This is a genomic window from Flavihumibacter stibioxidans (assembly GCF_014332695.1).
Lineage (GTDB): Bacteria > Bacteroidota > Bacteroidia > Chitinophagales > Chitinophagaceae > Flavihumibacter > Flavihumibacter stibioxidans.
In genome coordinates, this window is the sequence record NZ_MBUA01000001.1 from 1,391,318 (window position 1) to 1,418,060 (window position 26,743).

A 26,743-nucleotide genomic window follows, 5' to 3' on the forward strand; every position below is an offset into this window, starting at 1 on the left:
ATGAATGCATGGAAAGAATACCAGGAACAGCATAAGGAAAGGTTCCTGAACGAATTGCTCGACCTGCTGAGAATACCAAGCGTAAGTGCGCGCAGTGAACACAAGGGAGATATGATAAAATGCGCGGAAGCAGTACGCGACAGCCTGCTGGCCGCAGGCGCCACCGGGGCAACCATCTATGAAACACCCGGGCATCCCATCGTGTATGGTGAGCTGATCACAGACCCTTCGAAGCCGACTGTACTGGTATATGGTCATTACGATGTACAGCCGCCCGATCCGCTGGAACTCTGGCACAGCGGGCCTTTTGACCCGGTAATCAAAGACGGAAAGATCTTCGCCCGGGGCGCCTGTGACGACAAGGGACAGTTTTACATGCACGTAAAAGCAATGGAAACCATGGTGCAGTCAGGTGAATTGCCCACCAATATGAAATTCCTGATCGAAGGCGAAGAAGAAGTAGGCTCCCCTAACCTGGCCAATTTCGTGAAAGCAAATAAAGCCCTGCTGGATGCCGATGTCATATTGATCAGTGACACTGCCATGATCAGTATGGATACCCCATCCATTGATATCGGTGTGAGAGGGCTGTCTTATATCGAAGTGGAAGTAACCGGTCCGAACCGCGACCTGCACAGTGGTGTGTATGGCGGGGCCGTTGCCAATCCCATTACTATCCTGGCACAAATGATCGCATCCCTGCACGACGAAAACAACCATATCACTATTCCCGGATTTTACGATGATGTGGCAGAAGTTACGCCCGAAGAAAGGCAGCTGATGGCGGAAGCTCCTTATGATGAGTCGGAATACATGGCAGACCTTGGCGTGAAATCTCTCTGGGGTGAGAAAGGTTATACCACCAATGAGCGCACCGGTATTCGTCCCACACTTGAACTCAACGGAATCTGGGGCGGATATACCGGCGAAGGCGCCAAGACCGTGCTGCCATCAAAAGCCTTCGCGAAAATCTCCTGCAGGCTGGTGCCCGACCAGCAGAGTGATAAGATTACCAAACTGCTGATAGATCACCTGCATAAGATTGCCCCTGATTACATTTCACTGAAAGCGGAACTGCACCATGGCGGCGAGCCTTATATGACCCCGATCGATTCTGATGGCTACAAAGCTGCGGCGCGCGCCATTGAAGAGACCTTCGGTAAAAAACCGATCCCCGTCAGGGGCGGAGGCAGTATACCAATCAGCGCGCTGTTTGAAAAGGAACTGGGACTCAAGATCGTGTTTATGGGCTTCGGTCTGGATAGCGACAACCTGCATTCACCCAACGAAAAATACGACCTGGTGAACTACTACAAGGGAATTGAGACCATCCCATATTTCCACAAGTTTTTCGCCGAAGGAATTTAATGCGTCTGACGCGCGTCTGACGTACGTCAGACGCGCGTCAGACGCCTATCTTTGCAGCATGTCCACAGAAAAACTCCGCATCGATAAATACCTATGGTCCATCAGGCTGTTCAAAACCCGCAGCCTGGCTGCTGAAGCTATTGACAAAGGAAGGGTGAAATTGAATGGAACTGCTGTAAAAGCATCCAGAAATGTGGTCGTTGGAGATGAATACGAGGTAAAAACCGAAGCCCGCAAATGGCTGATCAAAGTAACCGGACTGCTGGCAACCAGGGTTCAATATAGTGAAGCCATCAAATATTACGAAGATCACACCCCGCAGGAAGAACTGGATCGCATCCAGTTTCAGGCAGCCAGCTTCCACACCGGCAAACGCCTGAGCAAAGTAGGGCGTCCAACCAAAAAAGACCGTCGCGATCTCGACGATTTCACAGATACCCCCTGACCCAGCCGCCTTCCGCCCATCTTATCTATTGAGAGCGTGCCGCCTCTCCGTCCGCTCATACCCGGCGGATTTGCCACACCCGGCGGGTGACAAACTATATTTACCACTGATAAAAGTCATTCAGCCACCCCCCACAAGTCATTTATTTCACTTCCCCCACACGATAGATTTGTATTGAAAATATTTTTCAAGGATCCTTTAAAACGATTGTTTATGGCCGCAGCAGTTACGAAAAGGACTCACCGCATCCGGCAACCACTTTTCGGAGTGGAAGCAATACAGGGATTGCGTAAACGTCAGACAAAATGGGTTCCCGCAGCCAATGTGACAGGAACCCAGGGGGCATACACCATAAAACTGGCTGTTCCCGGTCTTGGGCGTGAGTGCTTCCGGATCCATGTAAAGGGGAAGGATCTGGCGGTCAGCGGCAAAAAAGAAGAACAAAATAATTTAACAGACAGGGCTTCCTGCGAGTATAATTTTTCAGAGTGGCAGCGCAGTTTTTTATTACCCGAAGATGCAGATACCGCAATGGCACAGGCATTTTATAAAGACGGCGAACTGATCATCATCATACCCAGAAGCTCATTAACGATTGAAGAAGGAGAAAGCGATGTATTCATATATTAATGCAACCAGTATGACAATCAATATAACAGAAAACCGTTACCTGCGGGAAGTGCAAAAGGATTTTAACGACCTTTTCCCTTTCCTGAAAATTGAATTCTTTAAAAGAATGCATGGGGTGGAAAAACCATCTCCCGCACAGAGAATGTTCTCTCACAACCTTACCGTGGGCGATGCCCGCACCATAAAAACGGAAGGAGAGCTGCCAATTGACCCTAGCCTGACGGTGTCTGAACTGGAACAGAGCCTGTGGAACCGGTTTGGACTTTCCGTACAGGTCTTCAGAAAATCGGGTAATCTCTGGCTGGAAACAACCATGACGGATAAATGGACCCTTGGCCAGCAAAATGACCATGGCAGGGAAATTTCCAGTCCGGTTGAAAAAGCTCCCCAGCCCGCTGATGATTACGAGCTAAAGCGGGACGAAGACTAGGATTATCAATACAAAAGGTTGCTGAGTTTGGCAAGATCTGTTATCCGGATCTTGCCTTCTTTTATTTCAATGAGTTTCTCTGATTTAAAATCGCTCAGGGTCCGGATCAGCGATTCGGTAGCCGTACCCACAAACTGGGCAATGTCTTCCCTGGAAATATCAATCGGCTTCGGATCCTCTCCCCCATTAAACTTATGCTGGATGTCCACCAGCGCCTTTGCCACCCTTTTGCGAAGGGAATCATAGGCCAGGTGCAGCAAACGGTCTTCCTTTTCCTTTACATTATGTGTAATCAGCTTGATGAATTTCCCCGCAATACCCATGTCATTATACACAGCCTGGAGGAACTCTTCCTTGGGAATCATGGCCAGTTCGGCATCTTCCAGCACTTCTGCAGTATCCTCATAGGTGCTGTTTTCTAACAGTGCCACATAACCGATATAATCCCCCGGGCTATATAAATTCGTAATATATTCCTTGCCGTCCTCATGCAGACGATAGGCTTTTACCTTGCCGGTTTTGAGGTAGAATAAAAACTTAGGCCGCTTTCCTTCTGTATAAACCTGCTGGCGCTTGGATAAAAAGTCTGACTCATACTGCTCGGGATCCATGCTGATCAGTCCGGATTGCTGCAGGTCCTGCATCAGGTCGCTGATACCCTTGTCATCGCCACCATATTTATGCTGGAGAATATCCTGTTTTTTCAACCTGATTTCGATGGCATTCAGCAGTTCGATATCGTCAAATGGCTTGGTGATGAAGTCATCTGCCCCCATTTCCATGCCCTTGCGAAAATCGCTTCTTTCTACTTTGGCCGTCAGGAAAATAAAAGGAATATGTTCCGTATCCGGATTTTTACGCAGCAGGTGCAACACTCCGTACCCATCGAGTTCGGGCATCATGATATCGCAGACCACCAGGTCGGGCTTCTCCTGAAGCGCCAGTTCCACCCCCTTTTTGCCATTTTCAGCCGTAAAAGCATGGTAACCGCCAAGGGTCAGGATCTCCGCGATATTGTCGCGGATCTCGTTATGGTCATCAATAATAAGAATGCGTTTCATCCAGGATTTGTTTATTTGGGACCCTCAAATAAACGAAAATGCCGGCATTGAGAAAAATCAGTTCCCAACTTGAGGTTCATCACTCCCGGCAAACCCGCTTAAACAGTAGTTTAGCATCAAATTAAAATTGGTGTCTGTAGAGGTTAAAAAACAAACCACCTGTTACCATTGCGGAGAAGACTGCCAGGAGGGAAAAATCGTACTCGAAGAAAAAAACTTTTGCTGTGAAGGCTGCAAAATGGTGTACCAGCTGCTCAATGAGCATGGGCTTTGCGATTATTATGACCTGAACAACAACCCGGGACAGAGTCAGCGTATCGCAGTGCGTAAGGATAAATTTGCCTTCCTGGAAGACCCCGGAATTGCGCAGCAACTGATCAGTTTCCGTAATGAAGAGCAGACACATATCACATTTTACCTTCCCCATATCCACTGCAGTTCCTGCCTCTACCTGGTAGAAAACCTGCACAGGATTCATCCGGGTATTGTGAGAACAACGGTCAATTTCACCCGGAAGGAAACCGACGTAATCTTCAACCACAAAAAAATATCTCTCAGGGAAGTGGCCGAACTGCTTACCAGCATCGGTTATGAACCCTATATCTCGCTCAATAACCTGAAGGCTAAAAAGCCCCGCCTGCCCCGAACCATGATCTACCAGCTGGGGGTGGCCGGATTCTGTTTTGCCAATATCATGCTGATGAGTTTTCCGGAATACCTGGGCCTGGAAGAAGCCGAGAAAAACCTTCAGAATGCATTCCGCTACCTGAATCTAATCTTATCACTGCCGGTGCTGTTATTCAGCGCACAGCCGTTTTATGAATCGGCCTGGAAAAGCCTGAAACACCGGTTCCTGAATATTGATGCCCCCATAGTGCTGGCCATCTGGGTAACATTTTTCCGCAGTGTGTTTGAAGTGCTGACCAATACCGGATCCGGCTATTTCGATTCTTTCGCAGGCATTGTTTTCTTCATGCTGATCGGGCGGGTATTACAGGACAAAACCTACCAGCAGCTTTCATTTGAGCGCGATTACACTTCCTATTTCCCCATTGCCGTGACCGTTTTGAAGGAGGAAAAGGAAATACCTACCGCCCTTCCCGACATCAAGGCCGGGGATACCCTGATGATCCATCATGAAGAACTCGTTCCTGCTGATGGCATCCTCACCCGGGGCAAGGCCTTCATTGATTACAGTTTTGTAACGGGCGAATCGCTTCCGGTTTTGAAAGAGGTGGGTGAGATCATATACGCCGGTGGCAAGCAGACCGGTGGCAATATGGAACTGCTGGTAGTAAAGGAAGTTTCACAAAGCTACCTGACCCGCCTCTGGAACCAGCAGGAAAAAGAAGTTCCTGAAGAGAAGGGAGTTTCCTTTGTGCACCTGCTGAGCCGGTATTTCACCTATATAGTATTAACAGTGGCCATCCTTACCGCTGTTTACTGGTGGGTGAACGATATCACCAGGATCTGGCCGGCAGTAACGGCCATCCTGATCATCGCCTGTCCATGCGCCTTACTGTTATCCAACACCTTCACCAATGGAAATATCCTGCGGATCCTGGGCCGGAATAAACTTTATCTCCGAAATGCCCAGTCCATTGAAGAGATGGCAGCCATAGACCACATTGTTTTCGACAAGACCGGCACCCTCACCACCACCCACCGGCATGATGTTGTATATGAAGGCGAATCGCTTCACAAATCAGACCTTCAGGCCATTTCAGCCTTATCGTCCCAGAGCAGCCATCCTTTAAGCAAAGCCCTGGTCAGGCATCTTGGTCGCAACCAGCTGACCGTATCGGCCTTTGAGGAGCAAACAGGGAAAGGGATCAGCGGGCAGATAAACGGGGAATCTTTTGCATTGGGTTCTCTTCCTTTCATAACGGGCAAAGCGGCCGGAGCTGAAGGAACCCGGGTGTATGTTTCCCGGAATGGCAGCCTGCTCGGACATTTCAGTTTCCGCAATCACTACAGGAACGAGGTGAACGACCTGTTGAACGACCTGCAGTCAGAATATGGACTGGCAGTTATCTCGGGCGATAATGCGGCGGAACGCCAGACCCTGCAGCACCTGGCCGGCAAAAACACCACCCTGCTGTTCAACCAGCAGCCCCATGACAAACTGGAATATGTAAGAAAAATGCAGTCCGCGGGCAAAAAAGTGATGATGGTCGGTGACGGACTCAACGACGCCATTGCCATGCAGGAAAGTAATATGGGCATTGCCATAGCGGAGGATACCAATTCGTTTACCCCTGCCAGTGACGGCATACTGGAATCGGGGGCCCTGGCAAAGCTGCACCGGTTCATAAGGCTGGCAAAAGCCAACAAACAGATCGTGCTGGCCAGTTTTGTGATGAGCATTGCCTACAACATTGTTGGCCTGTATTTCGCGGTCCAGGGCACTTTATCACCCCTGATTGCAGCCGTGCTGATGCCATCCAGTTCGATCAGTATCATCCTGCTGACCTTCGGCAGCAGCAACCTGGCAGCCCGGTGGTTGAAACTTTAGTGATGAAAATCATTGAAAAATGTGAGTATGGTCATAATACAGTCATGGCCCCTGAAAATACATTTACAAAAATTTAGCACTTTATGGGTGTAATCGTTCTGTTACTGATTGCCAGCATTGCCGTAGCGGCGCTTTTCCTGGGTGGTTTCATCTGGAGTGTAAAAAACGGCCAGTACGATGATGAGTTCTCCCCGCCCGTCAGAATCCTTTTTGACGACAAACCTTCTAATGATAAATCCGACAAATAACCAGATAAACAAGCACCAATATGCAGATTGAAAAGTTCAGTTACGACAACAAAGTCGTTAAGTGGTTTGCCTTTGCTACCATTTTCTGGGGTATTATTGGCATGACGGCCGGACTTTGGGCCGCCATTGCGTTATATTACCCCCAGCTCAACCTTAATTATGCTCCGACCACTTTTGGCCGGATGCGACCGGTTCACACCAACGCCGTGATTTTCGCCTTTGTTGGTAATGGTATTTTCATGGGAGTTTATTATTCCCTCCAGCGCCTTTGTAAGGCCCGAATGTTCAGCGACCTGATGAGCAAGATCCATTTCTGGGGATGGCAGAGCATCATCGCTGCGGCAGCAATCACCCTCTGGGCGGGTTATACCAGCGGTAAGGAATATGCGGAACTTGAATGGCCGCTGGATATCGCCATCACCCTGGTTTGGGTGATCTTTGGTATCAACATGTTCGGCACCATCCTGAAGCGAAGGGAAAGCCATATTTATGTAGCCATCTGGTTTTATATAGCAACCTGGGTTACCGTAGCGATGCTGCATATTGTGAACAGCTTTGAATTACCCATCAGCATGTGGAAAAGCTACAGCTGGTACGCCGGTGTGCAGGATGCCCTAGTGCAGTGGTGGTATGGTCACAATGCGGTGGCCTTCTTCCTGACCACGCCCTATCTGGGACTCATGTATTACTTTCTTCCCAAGGCGGCCAACAGGCCGGTATATTCCTACCGCCTTTCCATCATCCACTTCTGGGCGCTGATATTTATTTATATCTGGGCAGGTCCTCACCACCTGCTGTACACCGCGCTTCCCGACTGGGCGCAGTCTCTCGGTGTGGTGTTCTCCGTCATGCTGATTGCTCCGTCATGGGGCGGTATGCTGAACGGATTGTTCACACTGCGCGGCGCCTGGGATAAGGTAAGGGAAGAGCCCGTGCTGAAATTCCTGGTGGTGGCTGTAACCTGTTATGGTATGTCCACCTTTGAAGGTCCCATGCTGAGTCTGAAGAGTGTAAACGCCATCGCCCACTTCAGTGACTGGATTATTGCACACGTACACGTTGGCGCCCTGGGCTGGAATGGTTTCCTCACTTTCGGCGTACTCTACTGGTTGATCCCAAGGATGTGGAACACACAGCTCTATTCCAAAAAACTGGCTGGCACCCACTTCTGGATCGGAACCATTGGTATTGTTTTATATGCCATTCCCCTGTACTGGGCCGGATTTACCCAGAGTATGATGTGGAAGCAATTCACCGAGGAAGGGCAACTGAAATTCCAGTTCCTGGAAACCGTTACGCATATCATTCCGATGTATGTTTCCCGTAGTATTGGTGGCACGCTTTACCTGACCGGTGCATTCATTATGTTGTACAACCTTGTTAAGACCATGAAGTCAGGATCTTTCGTGGCCAATGAAGAAGTGGAAGCTGCTCCGCTACCCACTGAGATCAAAACACATGGCAAGGAACACTGGCACCGCTGGATCGAGAAAAGGCCCATGCAGATGCTGTTATTCAGTTTTATTGCAGTTGCCATCGGGGGCATACTTGAATTCGTACCAACTTTCCTGGTGAAGAGCAACGTGCCTACCATCAGCAGTGTGAAACCCTATACCCCGCTTGAATTACACGGCCGTGATATTTATGTGCGGGAAGGTTGTTATACCTGTCACTCACAAATGATCCGTCCCTTCCGTGATGAGGTTGCCCGTTATGGGGAATACTCCAAAGCCGGCGAATTTGTGTATGATCACCCCTTCCAGTGGGGATCAAAAAGAACAGGTCCGGACCTGGCACGCGAAGGCGGCAAGTATCCCGACAGCTGGCATTATAACCACATGCTTGATCCGCAGAGTATGAGTCCGGGTTCAATCATGCCATCCTATGGCTGGCTCTTCGAAGACAAAATCGACACCACACTGACACCGAAAATGATCCGGGCCATGCAGACATTGGGCGTGCCTTACGAGGAGGGATATGCGGAGAAAGCCAACAAGGATCTGAACAACCAGGCCAATGGCATCCGGATAAACCTGAAAATGGAAAAAATAGAAGTTGGAAAGCACGACGAGATCGTTGCACTGATCGCTTATCTGCAGCGTTTGGGCAAGGATATCAAGAGTGCGCAGACAGCGGAGAAATAATGAAAAACATCAAACTCATTGTATGAAGTTTATAAACTATCTCGAATCAATTTCCGGCATCAGTATTTACGGACTGGGATCACTCCTGATTTTTTCCGTCTTTTTCCTGCTGGTAACTATCTGGGCATTTAAAGCCGATAAGAACCTCATTGATGAAATCAGCCGGATTCCTTTAGATAAGAACAACTAGACTAACCAATAAAACAACCTGTATGTTTTTCAGCAATAAATTGAAGGCCTTGTTTCCTGTTATGGGAAGAGTAGCCACGCTGCTGGTGGTGCTGCTGACCTCCTGCTTACCCGTGTGGGCAAAAGGCGCAGCGGGACCTCCCCCTGTCAGCAGCCTGGAAAATCCTTTAGCGCTCACCCTGATAATCATGATCGCTGTACTGGCAATAGTAGTGGTATTACTGGCATGGGTAGTGAATGGCGCCGCGGATGTATTTATTACCAAGTATAAAAAGGAAAGGGCAGGCGTCGGATCTGCAGCCATGTTGCTGGTATTACTCTCTCTCCTCGGATCTCCGGCAATGGCACAGGATGCAGCAGAAGCAGGCGCGGCGGTTTCCACTACCATCGGCGGACTCGACAAAACAACTTTTTATTTCCTTACGGGAGTCCTTTTCCTCGAAGTAATTGCTATCCTTTATTTGCTCTATAACCTGCAATTGCTGATCAGGGCTGAGAAAGCAAAATCAGCCGAAGCAATCGCCGCGGCAGCAAAAGCACCCAAAGAGAACTGGTGGACAAAGCTCAACAAATTCAGGCCTGTTGAACAGGAAGCCGATATCGACCTGGGACATGATTACGATGGTATCCGAGAGCTGGACAACAAATTGCCGCCATGGTGGCTCTATGGATTTTATCTCTGCATCCTATTTGCAGCTGTTTACCTGTGGAGATTCCATGTTTCACATACAGGGCCCTCTTCAAAAGAAGAATTCCAGATAGCCATGGCGAAAGCGGATAAAGAGAAGGAAGAGTTCCTGAAAAAATCTGCCAGCAATGTGGATGAAAATACGGTTGTAATGCTGGATGCTTCCGGCATTGCAGCGGGTCAGGCTACTTACATCACCAACTGTGCTGCCTGTCATGGCAAACTGGGTGAAGGAACCGTTGGCCCCAACCTTACCGATGATTACTGGTTACACGGCGGTAAAATCAATGATATTTTCAAAACCATCAAGTATGGTGTTCCGGAAAAAGGAATGCGTGCCTGGCAGGAAGACCTGAGCCCGGTTAAAATTGCGCAGGTGGCGAGTTTCATCAAATCAATTCATGGCACCAATCCACCGAACCCCAAGGAAAAACAAGGCGAACCCTATACTGAGGAAGCTGCTCCGGCAGCAAAACCCGCAGCGGATTCAGCTGCAACTGCGCCCGGCGATTCGGCCATGGTAACAAAAGCTGCTCAATAATTATCTGAAAAGAAAAACAGAATGGCAAAAGAGGACATAGAAACCATAGAAGAAAGTTTCCGCGACAGGATCGCGACAGTTGACGCAAAAGGCAAACGCAAATGGGTTTTCGCACAAAAACCCAGGGGCAGGTTTACCAATATGCGAAAATATGTGAGCTGGATTTTCTTCCTGATCTTCCTCACCCTGCCATTCATTTTTGTTAATGGAAGGCCGCTTTTCCTCTTTAATATCCCCGAGGCGAAGTTCATTATTTTCGGAAAGGTATTCTGGCCGCAGGATTTCTTCATTTTCGGGCTGGCAATGGTGTCCTTTGTGATTTTCATTGTGCTGTTCACGGCAGCATTCGGACGACTGTTCTGCGGCTGGGTCTGCCCGCAGACAGTTTTCATGGAGATGGTCTTCCGGAAAATTGAATACTTCATCGAAGGGGATGCAAATGAACAGCGATTGCTTGCCAAAGCTCCCTGGGATACAAATAAAATCCTTAAAAAGACAACAAAACACGTCGTATTTTATCTCCTTTCATTCATCATTGCGAATTATTTCCTTGCCTATATCATCGGGGTAAAGGATCTCTGGAAGATCATTACTGAGCCCGTAAGCGAACATTTTGTCGGCCTGCTTTCACTGATGGTTTTTTCCGGTGTTTTTTATGCCGTATATGCTTTCTTCAGGGAACAGGTCTGCACCGTTGTCTGTCCTTACGGCCGCCTCCAGGGCGTGCTGCTGGACCGCAACTCAATGATCGTTGCCTATGATTACAAACGCGGTGAACCCAGGGGAAAGGTCAAGGACAAGGAAAGCCAGCACCTCGGCGACTGTATCGACTGCCTGCAGTGCGTGAAAGTTTGTCCAACAGGGATAGATATACGAAACGGCACACAGCTAGAATGTGTAAACTGTACTGCGTGTATTGATGCCTGTGATAATATCATGGATAAAGTAGGACGGCCGCGCGGATTGATCCGGTATGCTTCCGAAAACGGAATTGAGAATCGCGAGCACCTGAAATACACCACCCGGATGAAATTGTACACAGCACTGCTGCTGGTACTGGTGGTAATCCTGTCCACCCTGCTGATCACGAGGAAAGATGTGGATGCCACCATTATGCGTACACCCGGCATGCTGTTTCAGGAAAGGGGCACAGACAGCGTATCCAACCTCTATAACATCAAGGTGGTTAATAAAACAATGAAAGACATACCTTTAACCGTGCGGCTGGAAAGGGGAGACGGCAAGGTCGAAATCATTGGTAACGGCCCCATTCATGTAAAACAGGAAGGACAGGGGTCCGGCTCTTTCTTTATCGTATTGCCAAGAAAATCCATCCTGGACCGCAAAACAACCCTGCAACTTGGCCTGTATGAAGGCGAACACAGAATTGACCGTGTGAAAACAAATTTCCTTGGACCTGTAGCAGAATAATCAAATGACAATGAATTTCGGACATAAACTGATATTGGTTTTCCTGGCATTCGGAGCCCTGATGGGCACCCTGGTGTACATGAGCCTGAACACTGAATTTGAACTTGTGTCAAAGGACTATTACAAGGATGAGCTGGCTTACCAGGAAGTGATTGATGCTTCCCGAAATGCCAATCAGCTGAACTCCAGACTCAGCGTGGCCCAGTCTGATGGACAGGTGGTTCTTCAACTGCCAGGTGAGATGACGGGACAGGCGGTTTCAGGTGAAGTATATTTTTATTGCGCTGCAGACTCCAGGAAGGACCGGAAGATTGCCCTGCAGACAGACAGCCAGGGAAAACAGGCTTTTGAAATAGGCAAAGCGGTTGTACCTGCAGGTTATAAAGTGAGGGTCAACTGGACTGCCGGGGAGAAAAAATACTATAATGAAGTTTACCTGAGGGTAGAGTAATGAGTTGGGATTTTTTCATAGCAGGATTAAGCCTTGGACTGATCAGCAGTTTCCATTGCGTAGGCATGTGCGGACCTATAGCATTCGCATTGCCTGTGCAGCACCTGGGTACAGTTCAGCGAAAGTTTGCCGTATTAAGCTACCATCTTGGAAGGATACTGACCTACTCTATCCTGGGAGCCATTTTTGGACTCATGGGCAGGCAGGTTTACCTGGCGGGATTCCAGCGCTGGTTCTCTATCGGGTTGGGCATACTGGTTTTATTGCTGCTGATACAGTACCTGAATGACCGTAGTAAAATACAGCCAACCATCTTTTCAAAACTTCAATTCAAGGTTCAGGGATGGATGGGACAATTATTGAAGGATGGCCGTCCTGCTTCTTTTGGCCTGCTGGGGATGGCCAATGGCCTGCTTCCCTGTGGCATGGTTTACCTGGCCATCGCAGGCGCCCTGAGTACAAATAATGTGGCGGACGGGGTTTTGTTCATGGCAGCATTTGGTTCCGGCACCTTACCCGCCATGCTGGCACTCAGCCTTTTTGGCCACCTCGCAAGCATTTCCCTGCGCAACCGCATCAGGCAACTGACTCCTTATGTGATCGCCGTTATGGGCATATTGCTGATCCTACGCGGACTGAATCTGGGAATTCCCTATATCAGCCCTGTTCTTGAGTCTGCCCGGGGACAGGCAGTATCCTGCCATTGATCAGAAAACACCCAGCCCTTCCCTGCCGGGCCTGTCTGCATAGCCCCATTCTTCCTCATCTTCCAGTTCCCTCATGTGGACCGAATGATCCGAAAGGATACTTAATACCAGCCAGACCATAATCGCGGGGGAAAATGAAAAAAGGAACAGGATCCAGCCAAACCTGATATCCAGGGCATGCAGTACTATATACACCAGCAGGTAAACGGTGGCAGTTATTGTTACTATTACGCTTCTGGCCATACCTTACCTTTTGAATAAATAACACGCCCGCGGACAGGATGGTTCGGGAAGGGCTATTTCCTGCAGGGTATGACAACAGTAACCGTTGTACCCATATTCAGCTCACTTTCAAAATGAATTGTCCCGTTCAGCAGGCCGATATAGCGTTTAACAATATGTAACCCCAAACCGGTTCCCTGTATATTAAAGGCATTCTTCGCCCTGAAAAAGCTTTCAAAAAGATATTCCTGGTCTTCTTTAGCGATACCGATTCCTTCATCTTGAACCACTATCCGCAGCTCTCCGTCAGCCGTTACAACCGTTACCCTCACCGGCTTCCCTGTTTCCGAAAACTTGATGGCATTACTGAACAGGTTGATCAGGGTGTGTTTGATCAGCCTCTTGTCTGTTGTGCACATTGCCGACCCTTCGTAACGGGTAATAAATTCCTGCCTGTCCTTCAGCATTGGCTTCATTTCTTCTTCCACTTCCTGCACCAGCTCATGGATATCAATATTGGTAATCTGGGTCTCCACCTTGCCCTCCTCCAGTTTGCCGAAAGAAAGAAAATCCTCGAGCAGGTCATTCAGATGTTTTACAGCATCCTTTACCCTTCGGATATGTTTTTCACGTTGAGGCTGTTCATCTGTTTTCTGGTACCGCCCGATCAGGGTGGCAGAGGACAGTATGGTACTCAGTGGTGTTCTGAATTCATGGGAAGCCATCGATACAAACCTCGACTTGATTTCGCTCAATTCCTTTTCCTTACTCAGTGCATCTTCCAGTTCATGCTGGGATCGCTCCAGTTCCTGAAGGGCTTCTTTCAGGATAAGGGTCCTTTCCTCCACTTTTGTTTCAAGATCGGCGTTAAGCTTCCGTACATCGTTTGTCACCTTTTCCAGCTGCTCTTTCTGTTGCAACAGTTTCTGCTCGGCTTCTTTCCGCTGGGTAATATCGATGATAAAAGCGATGACATACTGACCTTTTTTATCACTGAAATAACTCAGGCTGATTTCCACCGGAAATTCGGAATTGTCTTTTTTCCTGGCAAATAGGTCACGCCCCTGCCCCATCCGCCTGTTACCGGGTGCATGGTAAAACTCCTCCCTGTATCTGTGGTGGTTCTCCAAATAACGATGAGGTATCAGCATTTCGATCTTTTGCCCAAGCAATTCAGCTTTTTCATAGCCAAATAACCTTTCCGCTTCCGGGTTAACCAGAATGATCTGGCCTTTCCCGTTGGTCAGAACAATTCCTTCGGTGGCATATTCAAACAGGGCCGTAACCTGCTGTTCCTCTTTTTCAAGGCTGCGGTAAAGCCTTTTCAGGTAAATCACCAGGACCATTGTCATAATGATCACCACCGCAGAAAAAAGGTGTTGCAACAACACCTGGGTGGTTGTAAGGCTCGAATTGGGGTATGATATGGAGATCACCGTCAAAGCAAGGCCCGTAAATCCGAAGATCCTGGTATGAAGGTCATCCTTCAGGAAAATGGTCAGCAGGATGGCAATGATATAGCCCCCGTCAAAAAAACTATAATCAGGTTGCTGGTATTGCATTACAGCCGTTGCCAGGATAACGGCGAAACTGAAAAGAATTATCGGTAAAGGGTTCTCCTTGAACATGGCTGAAAGTTAGGGTAGTTCCGTTAATTTTTAAAAATGGCGGACCTGGATAAGGAAATGATGCAAAATAATCTGAAAACTACGGGACATCATTCGTGCTTTTACGAATATTCCTGGCAATTATGGCCTATATGGGTATAAATACAGGAAAAATGCTTCCATTCATCGAAAAAACCACACGACTACTTGTATTTTCCGAAATCGCAAGTAATCTTTGTTCTATCAATTTAATGATCCACTATCCTTAGAAAGCCAGCGCATCTGATACAATACCTATGAGGAATTAATTAATTCCTATACCCCTTTTTATGAAAACGATTATTTCTTTATTGCTGGTTCTTGTTATTTCTGTTTTCTCTGCCACTTCAATTTCCGCCCAGGAAATCAGTTTCACCAACTATAAATTGATCAGCGGTTCAGCCGGTCAGAAAGGCGCCATCTACCACTTTGCTTCTGTTACCAAAAATGCTTTTGGAAATGCTGAGGCAGATTGCATTGTCAAAATCGAAAACATTACCCCTGGGGTTGTATTAAAACAACTCAATCATAACTCCTCCACCAATCTTTCCACTTTCCAGCCTGAAGTGGAATACCAGTCCATCAATGGCCCTTCCTGGATTGAGTTTTCCTTCAACTTTGTTCCACATAATAATACAGATGGGGCTGCAGCATTTAACCTGCCGGAAATCACCACCTCCGTATCGGGACTAAACAATTATGGTAAGGCGCACGAGTTCGCAGAGTGTAATCTTGGTCGCAACAGCCAGGTGGTGTATGAAACTGAAATCACCCAGCTAATGGTATCCGCCACAGCCAATGGTTACCTTGCCGAAAATAAATGGGGTAAGGAATTCAATAATCAAAGCAAGAGCAGGAATACAGAAAAGCTCAGCCTGGTAAACAGGAATATTTCAACCATCCGGGTGAAGATTGGTGTCAACAGGGGCAACAATGAATGGGCCGGTAACAGTCGTTACACCATCGAACTGAAAAACAGCAGCCCTGATTTTACGAAAGTGTATATGCCCCGGATCGTCGGATTCCAGGCAAGGATGCAACTGGACATGATTGAGTTAGCCTGGTCATGTCCCCGTGTGGAAAATATCCGGGACATTACAGTAGAACGCAGCCTGGATGGAGAGATCTTCCGGGAGGCAGGCCGCTTCAAAAAATCCGACATGGGCAGCAACGGGCTTTTCCATTTTACCGACGAAGCAAAAAATGCAACGACGATGGGCGCAGTATTTTATCGCCTCCGTACCAGGAATATGGAAGGTGAATTTGAATACTCATCCGTGAAGATGGTGGCATTAAATAAAAAAGATGATTTTGTAAAAACAGAGATCAGTATTGATCCCGCCACCGGTGCCACCATTTTGATGACACCACTCGGCTGGCAGCAAAAACAAATCTTTGTGGAGATATACAATGATAAGGGTGAGCTGGTAAAGAAAATAGCAGACCAGCCCGAAGGCGTACAAATGGACCTCGGCATGAGTGACCTGGCTGCGGGCGCATACGTGGTTCGGATTACCTGCGGCAGGCAATATTCCACACAATACCTGATTCATTCAGAAAGCCTTTAACAAAGAAAGGGGGCGGGCAAATCCTACACTGCTAATTGCCAAACTAGCACTAATTTTAAACACTACCTGGCAATTATAAGTAGTCAGCCCATGTCAATTACAAGAATAACATTCCTGTGCATATTTCCGTTGCTGGCAGGCCTTCATTCCTGCCGGGAAAAAACGGAAAAAATTAATCCCGCCATCGAATCTATTACCGAATCAGTATATGCTTCGGGAACAGTAAAAAGTAAGGGCCAATACCTGTTGTATTCAACAGTGAACGGAATCATTAAGGAAGTGATGGCTAAGGAGGGCGACACGGTTAAGAAAGGTGCGCCACTGCTGCGCATCCTGAACGAAACAGCCAGGCTCAATACAGAGAATGCGAGAATCGCCGCAGAGTATGCGGACCTGCGTAATAATACCGGCAGGTTGAAGGAATTAAGGGCTTCCATAGACCTGGCACAAAACAAGTTGAACAATGACTCAGTTTTATACCATCGGCAAAAGAACCTTTGGTCGCAGGGAATCGGCACCAGGAATGACCTGGAACAAAGAGAGCTGTCCTTGCAAAATTCAAGGGCCAACCATGAGATGGCCGTATTGAGGTATAACGAACTGAGAAGGCAACTGGATTTTGCTTCCCGCCAGTCAAAGAAAAGCCTGCAGATCAGCGCGAGCCAGCAGGATGATTTTATCATCCGGAGTGAATCGGATGGAAGAGTTTACCGCATCCTGAAAGAAAAAGGTGAATCAGTGGACCTCCAAAACCCGGTTGCCGTAATCGGAGATGCCAATACCTTTATAATCGAACTGGAAGTTGATGAATATGATATTGCCAGGATCAAAACCGGCCAGCAGGTATTGCTAACCCTCGACAGTTACAGGGGACAGGTTTTTGAAGCCGTGGTAGAGAAGATCAATCCGCTGATGGATGATAGGTCACGAACCTTTATTGTGGAAGCCATTTTCACCAGGAAACCGGAATTGCTGTTTCCAAACCTGTCACTGGAAGCAAATATCATCATCAGTAAAAAAGACAGCGCCATCACCATCCCCCGCAACTACCTCGTGGAAGATAGTTTTGTCCTGATGGAAAACAAGGAAAGGAAAAAAGTGGTAACCGGGTTAAAGGATTACCATAAGGTTGAGATCACCAGCGGCCTGAAACCCACTGACAAAATATTGATGCCAGGGAAATGAGTGTAAAACTTAACATAAGTATTGCCAGAGCTTTACTGCTTGCCAGATGGAAGCAAACGATGGTGGCAGCAGTGGGCGTCACCTTTAGCATTACCATGTTCATTGCCCTGCTGGGTTTTATGACCGGACTAAACATTCTGCTGGACAGTTTGCTGATGAACCGCACCCCCCATGTACGGTTATACAGGGAAGTGAGGGCCAATCCCAACCAGCCGGTAAATCTTTCCTCTCAATACAACCGGCATTACAATTTTATCAGTTCGGTAAAATCGGGTAACAGCCGCGAACAGATTTACAACAGTGCCACCATCATGCAGAACATACGCCGTGATGACCGCGTACTGGGCCTGGCGCCCAAGATCACTTCACAGGTATTTTTCAATGAGGGAAATATTGATATCACCGGTGTTGTATATGGTATTGATGTGGAAGCGGAGATCAGGTTGTTTTATTTCAATGATTATGTAATAACTGGAAATACTTCAGACCTGAAAAATGTTGCCAATACCATTATACTGGGAAAGGGACTGGCAGAAAAATTACTTGCAGACATCGGGGACATTGTCCAGGTTACGAATGCACAGGGCGAAAGGTTCCGGCTGAAAGTAGCCGGCTATTACCAGTCCGGGGTGCAGAGTCTTGACAAAACCCAAAGTTTTGCATCAATTCAGACCGTTCAGAAAATACTTGGCAAGCCCAATAATTATATCACAGATATCCTGGTTAAATTAAAGGATGTGAACCAGGCCGCGGCAATAGCGGGTGAGTATGCGAATAATTATGAAACAGATGCAGAAGACTTCAAGACTGCCAATGCCCAGTTTGAAACCGGCAGCAGTGCAAGAAGCGTCATTTCCTATGCTGTTGGTATTACTCTCCTGATCGTAGCAGGTTTTGGCATTTACAATATCCTGAATATGATGATCTATGACAAAATGGATTCCATTGCCATCCTTAAGGCAACCGGGTTCTCCGGAAAGGACGTTAAACTGATTTTCATGGTCATAGCGCTGGGCATCGGATTGTTTGGCGGAGCCTTAGGCTTATTGTTTGGATTCCTGGTATCATTGCTGCTGGACCAGGTACCATTCCATTCTTCGGCTGCCCCGGCTGTTAACACTTATCCCATTAATTATAACCCGGTATTCTATTTTATTGGTGCAGTTTTTTCTTTAGTCACCACTTATTTTGCGGGATTCTTTCCCGCAAGGAAGGCAAGTAAAGTGGACCCGGTTATCATCATCAGAGGAAAATGATATGAGTCTGCCCATACTTGAAGCAAAACAAATCTGTAAACAGTTCAAAGACCCGGTAGCGATCAATGTGCTGAATGATATCAGCTTTTCCGTCAACAAAGGTGAATTCGTTTCAGTGATTGGGAAATCAGGCTGCGGCAAATCAACCCTGCTATATATCCTGTCAACTATGGACACCGATTACCAGGGAGAACTTCTGATTGATGGAGAAAGAATGACTGGCAGAAAGGATCATGAACTCGCCAGCGTGAGAAATGAAAAAATTGGATTTGTATTTCAGTTCCATTACCTGCTGAATGAGTTCAGTGTTTTACAGAACATAATATTGCCAGGGCAGAAACTCAATAAAAAATCATTAGGGGAACTGGAAAACCGCGCGATGGAGTTAATGAAAATACTTGGCATACAGAAACTCTCCAATAAAAAGCCTAACCAGTTATCCGGGGGAGAAAAACAGCGGGTGGCCATCGCAAGGGCCCTGATCAATGAGCCGCACATTATTATGGGGGACGAGCCCACCGGAAATCTCGACAAAAAAAACAGTGAAATCGTTTTTGATATCTTCAACCAGTTATCAGCGGAGTTGGGGCAAAGCCTGTTGATAGTAACCCATGACCCCGAATTTGCCGCCAGGACCAGCCGGATCATCGAAATGGAGGATGGCCGGATCATAAGGCAATAATTTTTTTTGCATCAGTGGTTACACTTTGTTTCCTGTTGGCAAGTATTACGAAAAGCCACTTATGGGAAACCGGTACAAATTGTTTTCAGTTTTTATTCTCCTTCTGATATCGCATGCAGGATTTTCCCAGGGAATCACCTGGAGAAACTGGCTGTCGGCCAATGCATCCTATTCACTAACCAGGGACTGGAGCCTGTCGGCAGGACATCTCCGATCCTATGAAATCAGCAATAACTACAAAAACAGTTTCAACCAGATCAGCATCAGAACCAGCTATGATATAACCAAAAGAGTTGGCATCAGCGGGGGTGTACAATGGATGACAATACCTTCCTCCGCATCAGGAACCCGTACCCGCATATTTCTTAAAGGAGACCATACCACCAGGATAGCAAAGAAACTAAACTGGAACAATTCGCTGCAGGTTGAAACCAATTCTGCCGCAGAAACCAGGTTCAGGCAGAGAATCATCCTGGGGACAAGGCTCAGTCCGCGAAAAAGGCTCGATTTCCTGAACCTTTCACCATCTGTATCCTACAGGCTGTTTTATAATATCGGCGGTGACACGATATCCTATTATGATCAGGACGGTAAGCTTCTGGCCCGCCAGACTCCTGACGGGTTCCACCGGCATCGCATCCAGTTGAATGCCAACAGTAAGATCAGTGATCTCTTCAGGGTCAACCTGTATTTCATGATGCAGCGGGAATTCAATTTGCTCACAGGAGAAACCCGCAGGATGAATGTTCCCAACCTAACAAAGACCAGGACAGTCCGTCCCTTTGATAACTACAATGTAATAGGCCTGAGTCTGAATCTTGATATTGATGAACTGGTAAAATAATATTTTATGGAAAAGAGGATCAAAAAAACCTTTGTTTGCAGGGATGTACACTACACTACAGCAGATGCATCCATTGCCATGCATTATCAACCCGAAGCTGGTGATGTAGCGCTTTTCGAAGTGCTGACCATTGGGAAACATAAACAGGTGCAGGGCGAAACCGGCCGGAATTGCCTGATACTTCCCGGCGATATTATCATGGCTGCATTTGGAACCAGATATGCCACCTCCCAGTTTGAAGGGTATATCCCTGATTCGCCACAGGATGAATACCACATCCTTGGTGCCGGCGGAACGGTAGGCATTGTACACAGCACACACAGCAAGTTCGAAAAAATGGGTCCTACCACCCTGCGCCTCATTGGTTTTGTAACAAAACCCAATGGCCAGATCGTGAATACCAAGGAAATGTACAGCAGCCAGATGACTACATTTAATGGTTGCCGTAAGGGATCCGCTAAAATCATTTTATCCATTGGTTCCGCAATGGACAGCGGAAAAACCACCACGGCTGCCTACCTGGTAAGAGGCCTCCGGCTGGCAGGTAACAAAACAGCTTTCATCAAACTCACCGGAACCATATATACAAAGGACCGCGATATGGTTTATGATATGGGAGCCTTGATGGCCGTGGACTTTGGAGACCTGGGCTTTCCTTCCACCTATTATGCCACAGAACAGGAGTTACTTGATCTCCACGAAACCCTCGTTCAGAAAACCATGTCAGCAAATCCGGATTATATCGTGATGGAAATTGCAGATGGCATATTACAACGGGAAACGGCCATGCTGCTCAAAAACCAGGCATTCATGCAATCAATAGATGAAGTGATCTTTTCCTGCGGTGACAGCCTGAGTGCCTTGCATGGACTGCAGGTGCTTGCATCAATGCAGATATTTCCCTTTGCCATCTGTGGCACACTGACGGCCAGCCCGCTGCTGGTCAGGGAAGTCCAGGAACTGGTTGATTGCCCCGTATTAACCCTGCAGCAACTGCAGGATGGCTTACCTCTGCAACTTATGAACCGGCCGGCTTTACAATTCGCATCCTGATGAAAACCTTCAAGGCCAGAATGCTCATCGCCACCACAGGCAAACCATTCCTGTGGCAGACGGCAGCAACCGTGCTGGTGGGACTATTACATAGTTTCACCACCCTGTTGCTGCCATTGAGCCTTGGCATCTACTATGAACTGGTCTTCCATTCAGGCGCAGGCAAAGGAAGGATCCTTCAACGGCTAGGCATACCCGAACTTTCACTGAAAGGGTTCTTTACATTCTTCCTGCTCCTGTTGTTGTTCAAACTGGCACTCTCCTGGACCGAAAAATATTACAGCCTGCGGCTAACAAAAACCCTTGGCCTCCGAATCAGGGAAAAACTATTCGATCACAGTCTCTCGGGTAAAATTTCCGGCGCGGGCAGCCAATCGGCGGACCGGAATATATTCCGGTTTGCCAATGAACCGCGGTCCGTTGAAATATTCTTCAGCAAGGTCGTGCTGGCCGGCACCCGCGATATTTTGTTGCTGGTCCTTTCCTTTACCTTTTTATACCATATAGACAGCGCCCTTGCCAACTATATCCTGCTTTGCTTCTTCCTGTTTCTAAGCTTCCAGTACCTGCAGGCAGGCCACTTGAAAACCTCATTTAAACTTTATCGTAAAAACAGGACAATATTGTTCCGCTTTGCGGGCACCGCACTGCTTAACCGTTCAGCAATAGCCGGATTAAACCGCAGGGCCATTGAACTGAAGCGATACAGGAAACTGGGCAGGCAGTTGTTGTCGGAGTCTGATCCCTATTTCCTCCGGAACAGTTTTCAACAGGCGGTATTTCCCGTACTCATGTATGTATGCCTGGGCGGATTGCTCTGGATCATTGCCAGCCATCCCTCCTATTCAGATTTGACAGCCCCAGACCTCTTTTCCTATATCCTGCTGGTCCTTATGCTGATTCCGCCGCTAAGACGCATTGGCCAGTTGCCGAGGTTAACCGCCCAGGCCAGGAACAGCCTTGACCATATCCTGCCAATACTGGCAACACCCGAAAAAAGGAAAGAAAATTTACCCGCAGCCATTGCCAACCCTGACCTTCCCTTGTATGGCAGGAACCTGTATGAGGCCATCGCTCCCTTCAAAAACGAGAAAATGAGGCACCAGATCCTGCAATACCTCGAACAATTGCTGGATGATGGAGGGGATTCCAGGCAATTACTCAAACAAAAACCTGGTTTAAGTGTAAAAAATTGTTCAACTTACCAGCTCAGGTGTTATGTATTGATCAGGGCACTATTGCAACCTTCTTCTTCCCTGGTAATTCCGGAAACTTTCTGGACTGGCATCAGCGAGGTTGAAAAAAAGCGTTTGAAGGATTTTTTATTCACCACCAACAGATTACAATCTGATGAACAGCGGCAATTTAATTAATGAAAACAGGGACAGGACACCGGACTACTCCTTGCTTGCAGCTCTTAAAAAGGCAGATATCAATCAGCCTGTGCGCCAGTTGTACAATGATTATTTCGACCTGTTATCGACATTCCTGAGGACAAAAGGGGCCAGCCAGGATGATGCCGCCGACCTGTTCCAGGAAACCATCCTGGTGTTCATAGACATGGTAAAATCTGACCGGTATAAAGGTGAGGGCAGTATAAAAAATTACCTGTTCGGTATTGCCAAAAATCTTTGGCTCGAAGAAATCAGGAGCAGGGAGAGAAGAACAAAAAGACAGAAGGTATATAGCTATTCGGAACCCGTCAGGGAAGATCTGGAACAAGGTTTATTTCACCGGGAATTGCAGGCCGTATGGATGAAACTGTTCAATGCCATTGGTGATATCTGTAAAAAAATCCTGGTAGGATTCTATTATGAAAAACTATCCATGCGTGAATTGCTGGACAGTTCCGGATTCGCAAGTGAACAGGCGCTCAGGAATAAAAAATCCAAATGCATGAAAAGCCTCAAGGAATTACTTGAGAAACATCCAACCCTGATTACCAAACTGCAAAACATCGATCCTTATGACAAATGATTTACCCATCGAATTATTACTGGATGAATATTTCAAGGGAGAGTTCCCGGCCTCAGAATGGCAGAACAGGTTACCCGGATACACATCCGAAGAGATTGACCGCCTGGTTTCCCGGCACCAGTCTGCCATAGTATTCCTGCAAAGGGCATCTGTACTGGATCAGGTGCAGTCAATACACCGGCAGTTCCTGGAAGAAAAAACCTCCATCCAGAAAAAAACCGGAAAGCTGCTGCACTTCCCCTGGCGCAAATTCCTTTCCGTGGCTGCGATGCTGGTGGTGATTGCAGGCGCATTCCTGTTATACCAGGCACGTGCTGTTTCACCTGAACGACTGTATGAAAACATATACAGCGATTACCAACTCAGTACATTCCGCTCTGAAAATACCACCACCGAAATGGAGCGGTTGTATGCTGAAGGCAGGTATGAAGAACTTATCCATGCATATACAAAACTTACAATGGCAGGCAACAAGGATCATTTCCTTGCCGGGATCAGTTACATGAAACTGCAGCAATATGTTGAGGCCGCCGGAAATTTTGATAAGATACTGGCTGGATCAGGTGCAGGAACTGAAATACTCTTCAGGGATGAAGCAGAATATTATGGCGGACTGGCAACAATCAAAACGGGCCAGTACAGGAAAGCCTATGAATTACTCAGCCTTGTTGAGGCCGACCAGGAACATACCTACCACGAAAAAGTCTCCGCAGGACAACTAAAGCAATTGCTGAAACTAGCAGAACAACACCGGCAATAAGCCAATGACGGGATGGCCGCTGGTCAGCGGGGGTTGCACCACCGATATAAACAAGGTGCGACCAGTAATTCGGGCTCTTGAAAGATGCCGGAACAGATTCATCTTCGAGAAAAGCAATCTTGGCAGATTGCAGGGCAAGTTCAACAGGTTTCCCCTTTTCCAGTTCCCGGTGCAGGTGACTGATCAGGTAGGCCGTTACCTTGTCTTCAGACAACCAAAGGGATGCAACGACTCCTTTGGCGCCAGCATATAAAAACCCCCTCGACAGACTCAGTAATCCTTCCCCGACCGACAACTCGCCCATGGCTGTTTCACAGGCGCTCAATATGACCAGTTCGGTATGTTGCAGGTTCAATGGGTACACTTCCTGCAGGAACATACGATAACCCATAACGGAATCAGGATTGGTGGGATAAAAATTAATCCAGGCACCATTCGGGCTGTCTTCATTTGCTGTGGCATGGGTGGCAATATGTAACACACGGGCTGAATGCGCCTGCGAAAGGAAGATATTTTTTGCTGCTGCAGCACCCTTAAACACAACCATATCCTTACCGGTAGCCTCTTCATTTGAAAAGCTGAGCACAGGAAGGCCGGTTCGCATTATATTCGAATCCCGGATGGCAAACGGGGCCAGGGTTTTCCAGGAGCTATCGGAAAAAGAAAGCAGTTGTGGTGCTTTGTTTGAATTCAGGAGTGAGAATGAATAATGATAACCCAGTTCCTTGTGCTTCACCAGGTAATCACCCGGATCCCCGCTCACGGGAATTGCTTCAAATGGAATATAATGAAGGATGCCATCTGTAATGATGGTCCAGCGTTTCTGTTTTCCGCAAAACTGCCAGGCGGGGTCCACCAGTTTTTGGTATATACTTTTCCCATACTGGTAACCGTTATAACGACTTCCCTCCTTCCGGTCATGAAGGGCGCTGACAAACTGCCTTATTTCATGTTTTACCAGGCTGTCGCCATCTATTTTGAACAGGCCGGCTGATTCATGGCTGACAGCCAGGCAAAGGAAAAGGGAATCCAAAGCAAGGTAACTGATGATGGCATTGTCTTTTCCCATTGATTTCATCATACCCGAAAGCAAATGACCATCCTGTAGATTTCCCGATGAATAGAGCTTATACCCGGGATACTTCTCAAACTTCTTCTGAAGGCGCGACAAAGCCACCACTGCGTTAACTCTTTCCTGCTCCAGTTCATGTTTGAGCGCGGTATCAGAAGCAGCGTTCACCAGTGTTGTATAATAGGCAAGTGACTGCTTGAGTTCATTCTCCTGCTTAAGGAGTCCGGGTTCAACAGTTGAAGCCATCCTGAACCTGTTCTTCCGCAGGTTATCACCCAGGACATTCCCTTTCAGGCTTTCCTCCACAAAAAGATACTCCTCAAGGATATTTTTGTCTTTGGTTTTCTCAAATAAACGGTAAACGGTGAATGCCGCACGTTGATAAATGGCACGCTGGTCGCGGTTGAAAAAAAGCTTCGCCTCATCATTATCAAAATTGCTACGGATAAAATTGGCAACCCGTATGGCGGCAATGTAGTTTTTTACAGACTCCTGCAATAATGCAACTGAACCCATTGCATTAAACTGCTCCACCAACAGGTCTGCTTTCAGTTCCAGCAATTCAAACAAAGTCACCGGGGCATTGATTTCGTTGACACCTGAAAGCCCTTCTTCAATAAAATTCAGGGCCTTGCCCGCACCACCCAGTTCCCTTGCGACAACTGCTTTCAATAGTTGGGCCACCCCATAGTCCCTTGCAGCGCCATTGATCCGGCGGTTGAGTGAAATGGAAGAATCAATCAGTTGCAATGCAGACGGGAATTGCCTTGCAGCAATATTTACCCTCGCCATTTCCTGCAACATTCGAACAGTAGCGCTGTTATCTCTTGGTGTAACTCTTTTAAAATAGAACATGGCACTGTCATAATTGCCCTGGTCAAAATGAGTATGACCAATATTCTGCATAACCCTGTTACGGAGGTAGGGGTCAGCCAGTAAATTGTGATAGATGCTGAATGCACCCTGGTGATCATCCAGCAGCATCATGCAGTAAGCGATATTGTTCAGGAAACCGCTGGAAGTTTCCCTGTATTCGGGTACCGAAGGATCGAGCAGCAACAAGGCTTTACTGAAATAATTCCTGGCCTGTTCGTAATTGGCGCTTTGCAGGTACAATGCCCCGAGTGAATTGAATAACACATCCTGTTCCGGAAGCCCGGCATTGGTACTTACCAGGTCAGATGCTGCTTCCAGGTAATAACGTGCACTATCAATTTTAAAGGAATAATAATAATTGGTTCCAAGGTAAAGATGGGCCAGGTAGAACTGTTGCGGCATATCCTTTTTTCCCCGGGAGAGTCTTATTGCCGTATGATATTCAGGGATTGCTTCACCATATTTTCTTTGTCCCTGTAAAATATTCCCCCTTCTGATGAACGAATTGATGGCGTTTACAGGCAAATCCCCCGTTTCAAGATAGGCAGCTATGGTCTCTTTATAATACCGCAGGGCGAGGCTGTCTGAAGCTGGGGTTGGCGCTTCGCTGTTGTATTGTCTCTCAGCGAGGTCAAATAACCTGGCTGCCCTGGCCAGCCGGTCGGCATCCTGCGAAAATGCGATCCAGAAGGTAAGCAGCAACAGAACGGAAAAAGTCGATATGGCTTTTACAGGCATATATCAGCGTATGCCC

Annotated in this window: 25 protein-coding genes; 21 read left to right on the forward strand and 4 right to left on the reverse strand. The window is 47.5% G+C overall.

Features of this window, described 5'->3' with window-relative positions; genetic code table 11:
- The 4 genes from BC349_RS05890 (at position 1) to BC349_RS05905 (ending at position 2,873) form a co-directional block, all read left to right on the forward strand.
- Positions 1-1,368, forward strand: coding sequence for a dipeptidase (locus BC349_RS05890; RefSeq protein WP_187255785.1), 1,368 nt, complete (start codon positions 1-3; stop codon positions 1,366-1,368).
- Positions 1,369-1,426: 58 nt separating this feature from the next.
- On the forward strand, positions 1,427-1,813 hold the full coding sequence (locus BC349_RS05895; protein WP_187255786.1) for an RNA-binding S4 domain-containing protein: 387 nt from the start codon (positions 1,427-1,429) through the stop codon (positions 1,811-1,813).
- Positions 1,814-2,026: 213 nt separating this feature from the next.
- Complete coding sequence (locus BC349_RS05900) at positions 2,027-2,443, forward strand: Hsp20/alpha crystallin family protein (protein ID WP_187255787.1); 417 nt, start codon at positions 2,027-2,029, stop codon at positions 2,441-2,443.
- 10 nt (positions 2,444-2,453) lie between these two features.
- Positions 2,454-2,873 carry a hypothetical protein gene (locus BC349_RS05905; RefSeq protein ID WP_187255788.1) on the forward strand — a complete coding sequence of 140 codons (420 nt, stop codon included), beginning with the start codon at positions 2,454-2,456 and terminating at the stop codon, positions 2,871-2,873.
- Between the two features lie 5 nt (positions 2,874-2,878).
- Here BC349_RS05905 and BC349_RS05910 read toward each other — a convergent pair whose 3' ends face one another.
- Complete coding sequence (locus tag BC349_RS05910; RefSeq protein ID WP_187255789.1) at positions 2,879-3,934, reverse strand: response regulator; 1,056 nt, start codon at positions 3,932-3,934, stop codon at positions 2,879-2,881.
- Positions 3,935-4,064: 130 nt separating this feature from the next.
- Between BC349_RS05910 and BC349_RS05915 the strand changes: the two genes are divergently transcribed.
- The 8 genes from BC349_RS05915 (at position 4,065) to BC349_RS05950 (ending at position 12,848) form a co-directional block, all read left to right on the forward strand.
- Positions 4,065-6,449, forward strand: coding sequence for a heavy metal translocating P-type ATPase (locus tag BC349_RS05915; protein WP_343063650.1), 2,385 nt, complete (start codon positions 4,065-4,067; stop codon positions 6,447-6,449).
- Between the two features lie 83 nt (positions 6,450-6,532).
- A complete protein-coding gene (ccoS, locus tag BC349_RS05920) occupies positions 6,533-6,697 on the forward strand; it encodes a cbb3-type cytochrome oxidase assembly protein CcoS (protein WP_187255791.1) in 165 nt (54 codons plus the stop codon).
- A 20-nt stretch (positions 6,698-6,717) separates the two neighbouring features.
- A complete protein-coding gene (ccoN, locus tag BC349_RS05925) occupies positions 6,718-8,841 on the forward strand; it encodes a cytochrome-c oxidase, cbb3-type subunit I (protein WP_187255792.1) in 2,124 nt (707 codons plus the stop codon).
- A 22-nt stretch (positions 8,842-8,863) separates the two neighbouring features.
- Positions 8,864-9,031 (forward strand): CcoQ/FixQ family Cbb3-type cytochrome c oxidase assembly chaperone, encoded by a 168-nt coding sequence (locus tag BC349_RS05930; RefSeq protein WP_187255793.1) that lies wholly within the window; start codon positions 8,864-8,866, stop codon positions 9,029-9,031.
- Between the two features lie 22 nt (positions 9,032-9,053).
- Positions 9,054-10,259, forward strand: a complete 1,206-nt coding sequence (locus tag BC349_RS05935) for a cbb3-type cytochrome c oxidase N-terminal domain-containing protein (RefSeq protein WP_187255794.1) — start codon at positions 9,054-9,056, stop codon at positions 10,257-10,259.
- 21 nt (positions 10,260-10,280) lie between these two features.
- Positions 10,281-11,690, forward strand: a complete 1,410-nt coding sequence (gene ccoG / locus BC349_RS05940; protein WP_187255795.1) for a cytochrome c oxidase accessory protein CcoG — start codon at positions 10,281-10,283, stop codon at positions 11,688-11,690.
- 10 nt (positions 11,691-11,700) lie between these two features.
- Complete coding sequence (locus tag BC349_RS05945; RefSeq protein WP_187255796.1) at positions 11,701-12,141, forward strand: FixH family protein; 441 nt, start codon at positions 11,701-11,703, stop codon at positions 12,139-12,141.
- Positions 12,141-12,848, forward strand: coding sequence for a sulfite exporter TauE/SafE family protein (locus BC349_RS05950; RefSeq protein WP_187255797.1), 708 nt, complete (start codon positions 12,141-12,143; stop codon positions 12,846-12,848). Before BC349_RS05945 ends, BC349_RS05950 begins: the two co-directional genes overlap by 1 nt.
- Here the strand turns inward: BC349_RS05950 and BC349_RS05955 are convergent, their stop codons facing one another.
- Positions 12,849-13,091: a hypothetical protein gene (locus tag BC349_RS05955; RefSeq protein ID WP_187255798.1), complete on the reverse strand. Its 243-nt coding sequence runs from the start codon at positions 13,089-13,091 to the stop codon at positions 12,849-12,851.
- Positions 13,092-13,144: 53 nt separating this feature from the next.
- The gene (locus tag BC349_RS05960) at positions 13,145-14,698 is read right to left on the reverse strand and encodes a sensor histidine kinase (RefSeq protein WP_246456793.1); all 1,554 of its coding nucleotides are present in this window, start codon (positions 14,696-14,698) and stop codon (positions 13,145-13,147) included.
- 308 nt (positions 14,699-15,006) lie between these two features.
- Between BC349_RS05960 and BC349_RS05965 the strand changes: the two genes are divergently transcribed.
- From BC349_RS05965 to BC349_RS06005, 9 genes are all read left to right on the forward strand, one after another.
- Positions 15,007-16,284, forward strand: coding sequence for a hypothetical protein (locus BC349_RS05965; RefSeq protein WP_187255799.1), 1,278 nt, complete (start codon positions 15,007-15,009; stop codon positions 16,282-16,284).
- Between the two features lie 90 nt (positions 16,285-16,374).
- A complete protein-coding gene (locus BC349_RS05970) occupies positions 16,375-17,469 on the forward strand; it encodes an efflux RND transporter periplasmic adaptor subunit (protein WP_187255800.1) in 1,095 nt (364 codons plus the stop codon).
- Positions 17,466-18,725 carry an ABC transporter permease gene (locus tag BC349_RS05975; RefSeq protein ID WP_187255801.1) on the forward strand — a complete coding sequence of 420 codons (1,260 nt, stop codon included), beginning with the start codon at positions 17,466-17,468 and terminating at the stop codon, positions 18,723-18,725. The genes BC349_RS05970 and BC349_RS05975 overlap by 4 nt, the downstream gene beginning before the upstream one ends.
- A 1-nt stretch (position 18,726) precedes the next feature.
- Positions 18,727-19,407: an ABC transporter ATP-binding protein gene (locus tag BC349_RS05980; RefSeq protein WP_187255802.1), complete on the forward strand. Its 681-nt coding sequence runs from the start codon at positions 18,727-18,729 to the stop codon at positions 19,405-19,407.
- A gap of 61 nt (positions 19,408-19,468) precedes the next feature.
- On the forward strand, positions 19,469-20,251 hold the full coding sequence (locus BC349_RS05985; protein WP_187255803.1) for a DUF2490 domain-containing protein: 783 nt from the start codon (positions 19,469-19,471) through the stop codon (positions 20,249-20,251).
- A gap of 6 nt (positions 20,252-20,257) precedes the next feature.
- Positions 20,258-21,304, forward strand: coding sequence for a hypothetical protein (locus BC349_RS05990; RefSeq protein WP_187255804.1), 1,047 nt, complete (start codon positions 20,258-20,260; stop codon positions 21,302-21,304).
- Positions 21,304-22,677: an ABC transporter ATP-binding protein gene (locus BC349_RS05995; protein WP_187255805.1), complete on the forward strand. Its 1,374-nt coding sequence runs from the start codon at positions 21,304-21,306 to the stop codon at positions 22,675-22,677. Before BC349_RS05990 ends, BC349_RS05995 begins: the two co-directional genes overlap by 1 nt.
- Positions 22,655-23,281 (forward strand): RNA polymerase sigma factor, encoded by a 627-nt coding sequence (locus tag BC349_RS06000; RefSeq protein WP_187255806.1) that lies wholly within the window; start codon positions 22,655-22,657, stop codon positions 23,279-23,281. The genes BC349_RS05995 and BC349_RS06000 overlap by 23 nt, the downstream gene beginning before the upstream one ends.
- Entirely contained in the window at positions 23,271-24,041 is a 771-nt protein-coding gene (locus BC349_RS06005; RefSeq protein ID WP_187255807.1) for a tetratricopeptide repeat protein, read from the forward strand. The genes BC349_RS06000 and BC349_RS06005 overlap by 11 nt, the downstream gene beginning before the upstream one ends.
- On the opposite strand, the gene BC349_RS06010 is transcribed toward BC349_RS06005, so the two are convergent.
- Complete coding sequence (locus BC349_RS06010) at positions 23,941-26,727, reverse strand: CHAT domain-containing protein (protein ID WP_187255808.1); 2,787 nt, start codon at positions 26,725-26,727, stop codon at positions 23,941-23,943. The two genes, BC349_RS06005 and BC349_RS06010, sit on opposite strands and share 101 nt — an antisense overlap.
- Between the last annotated feature and the right edge of the window lie 16 nt (positions 26,728-26,743).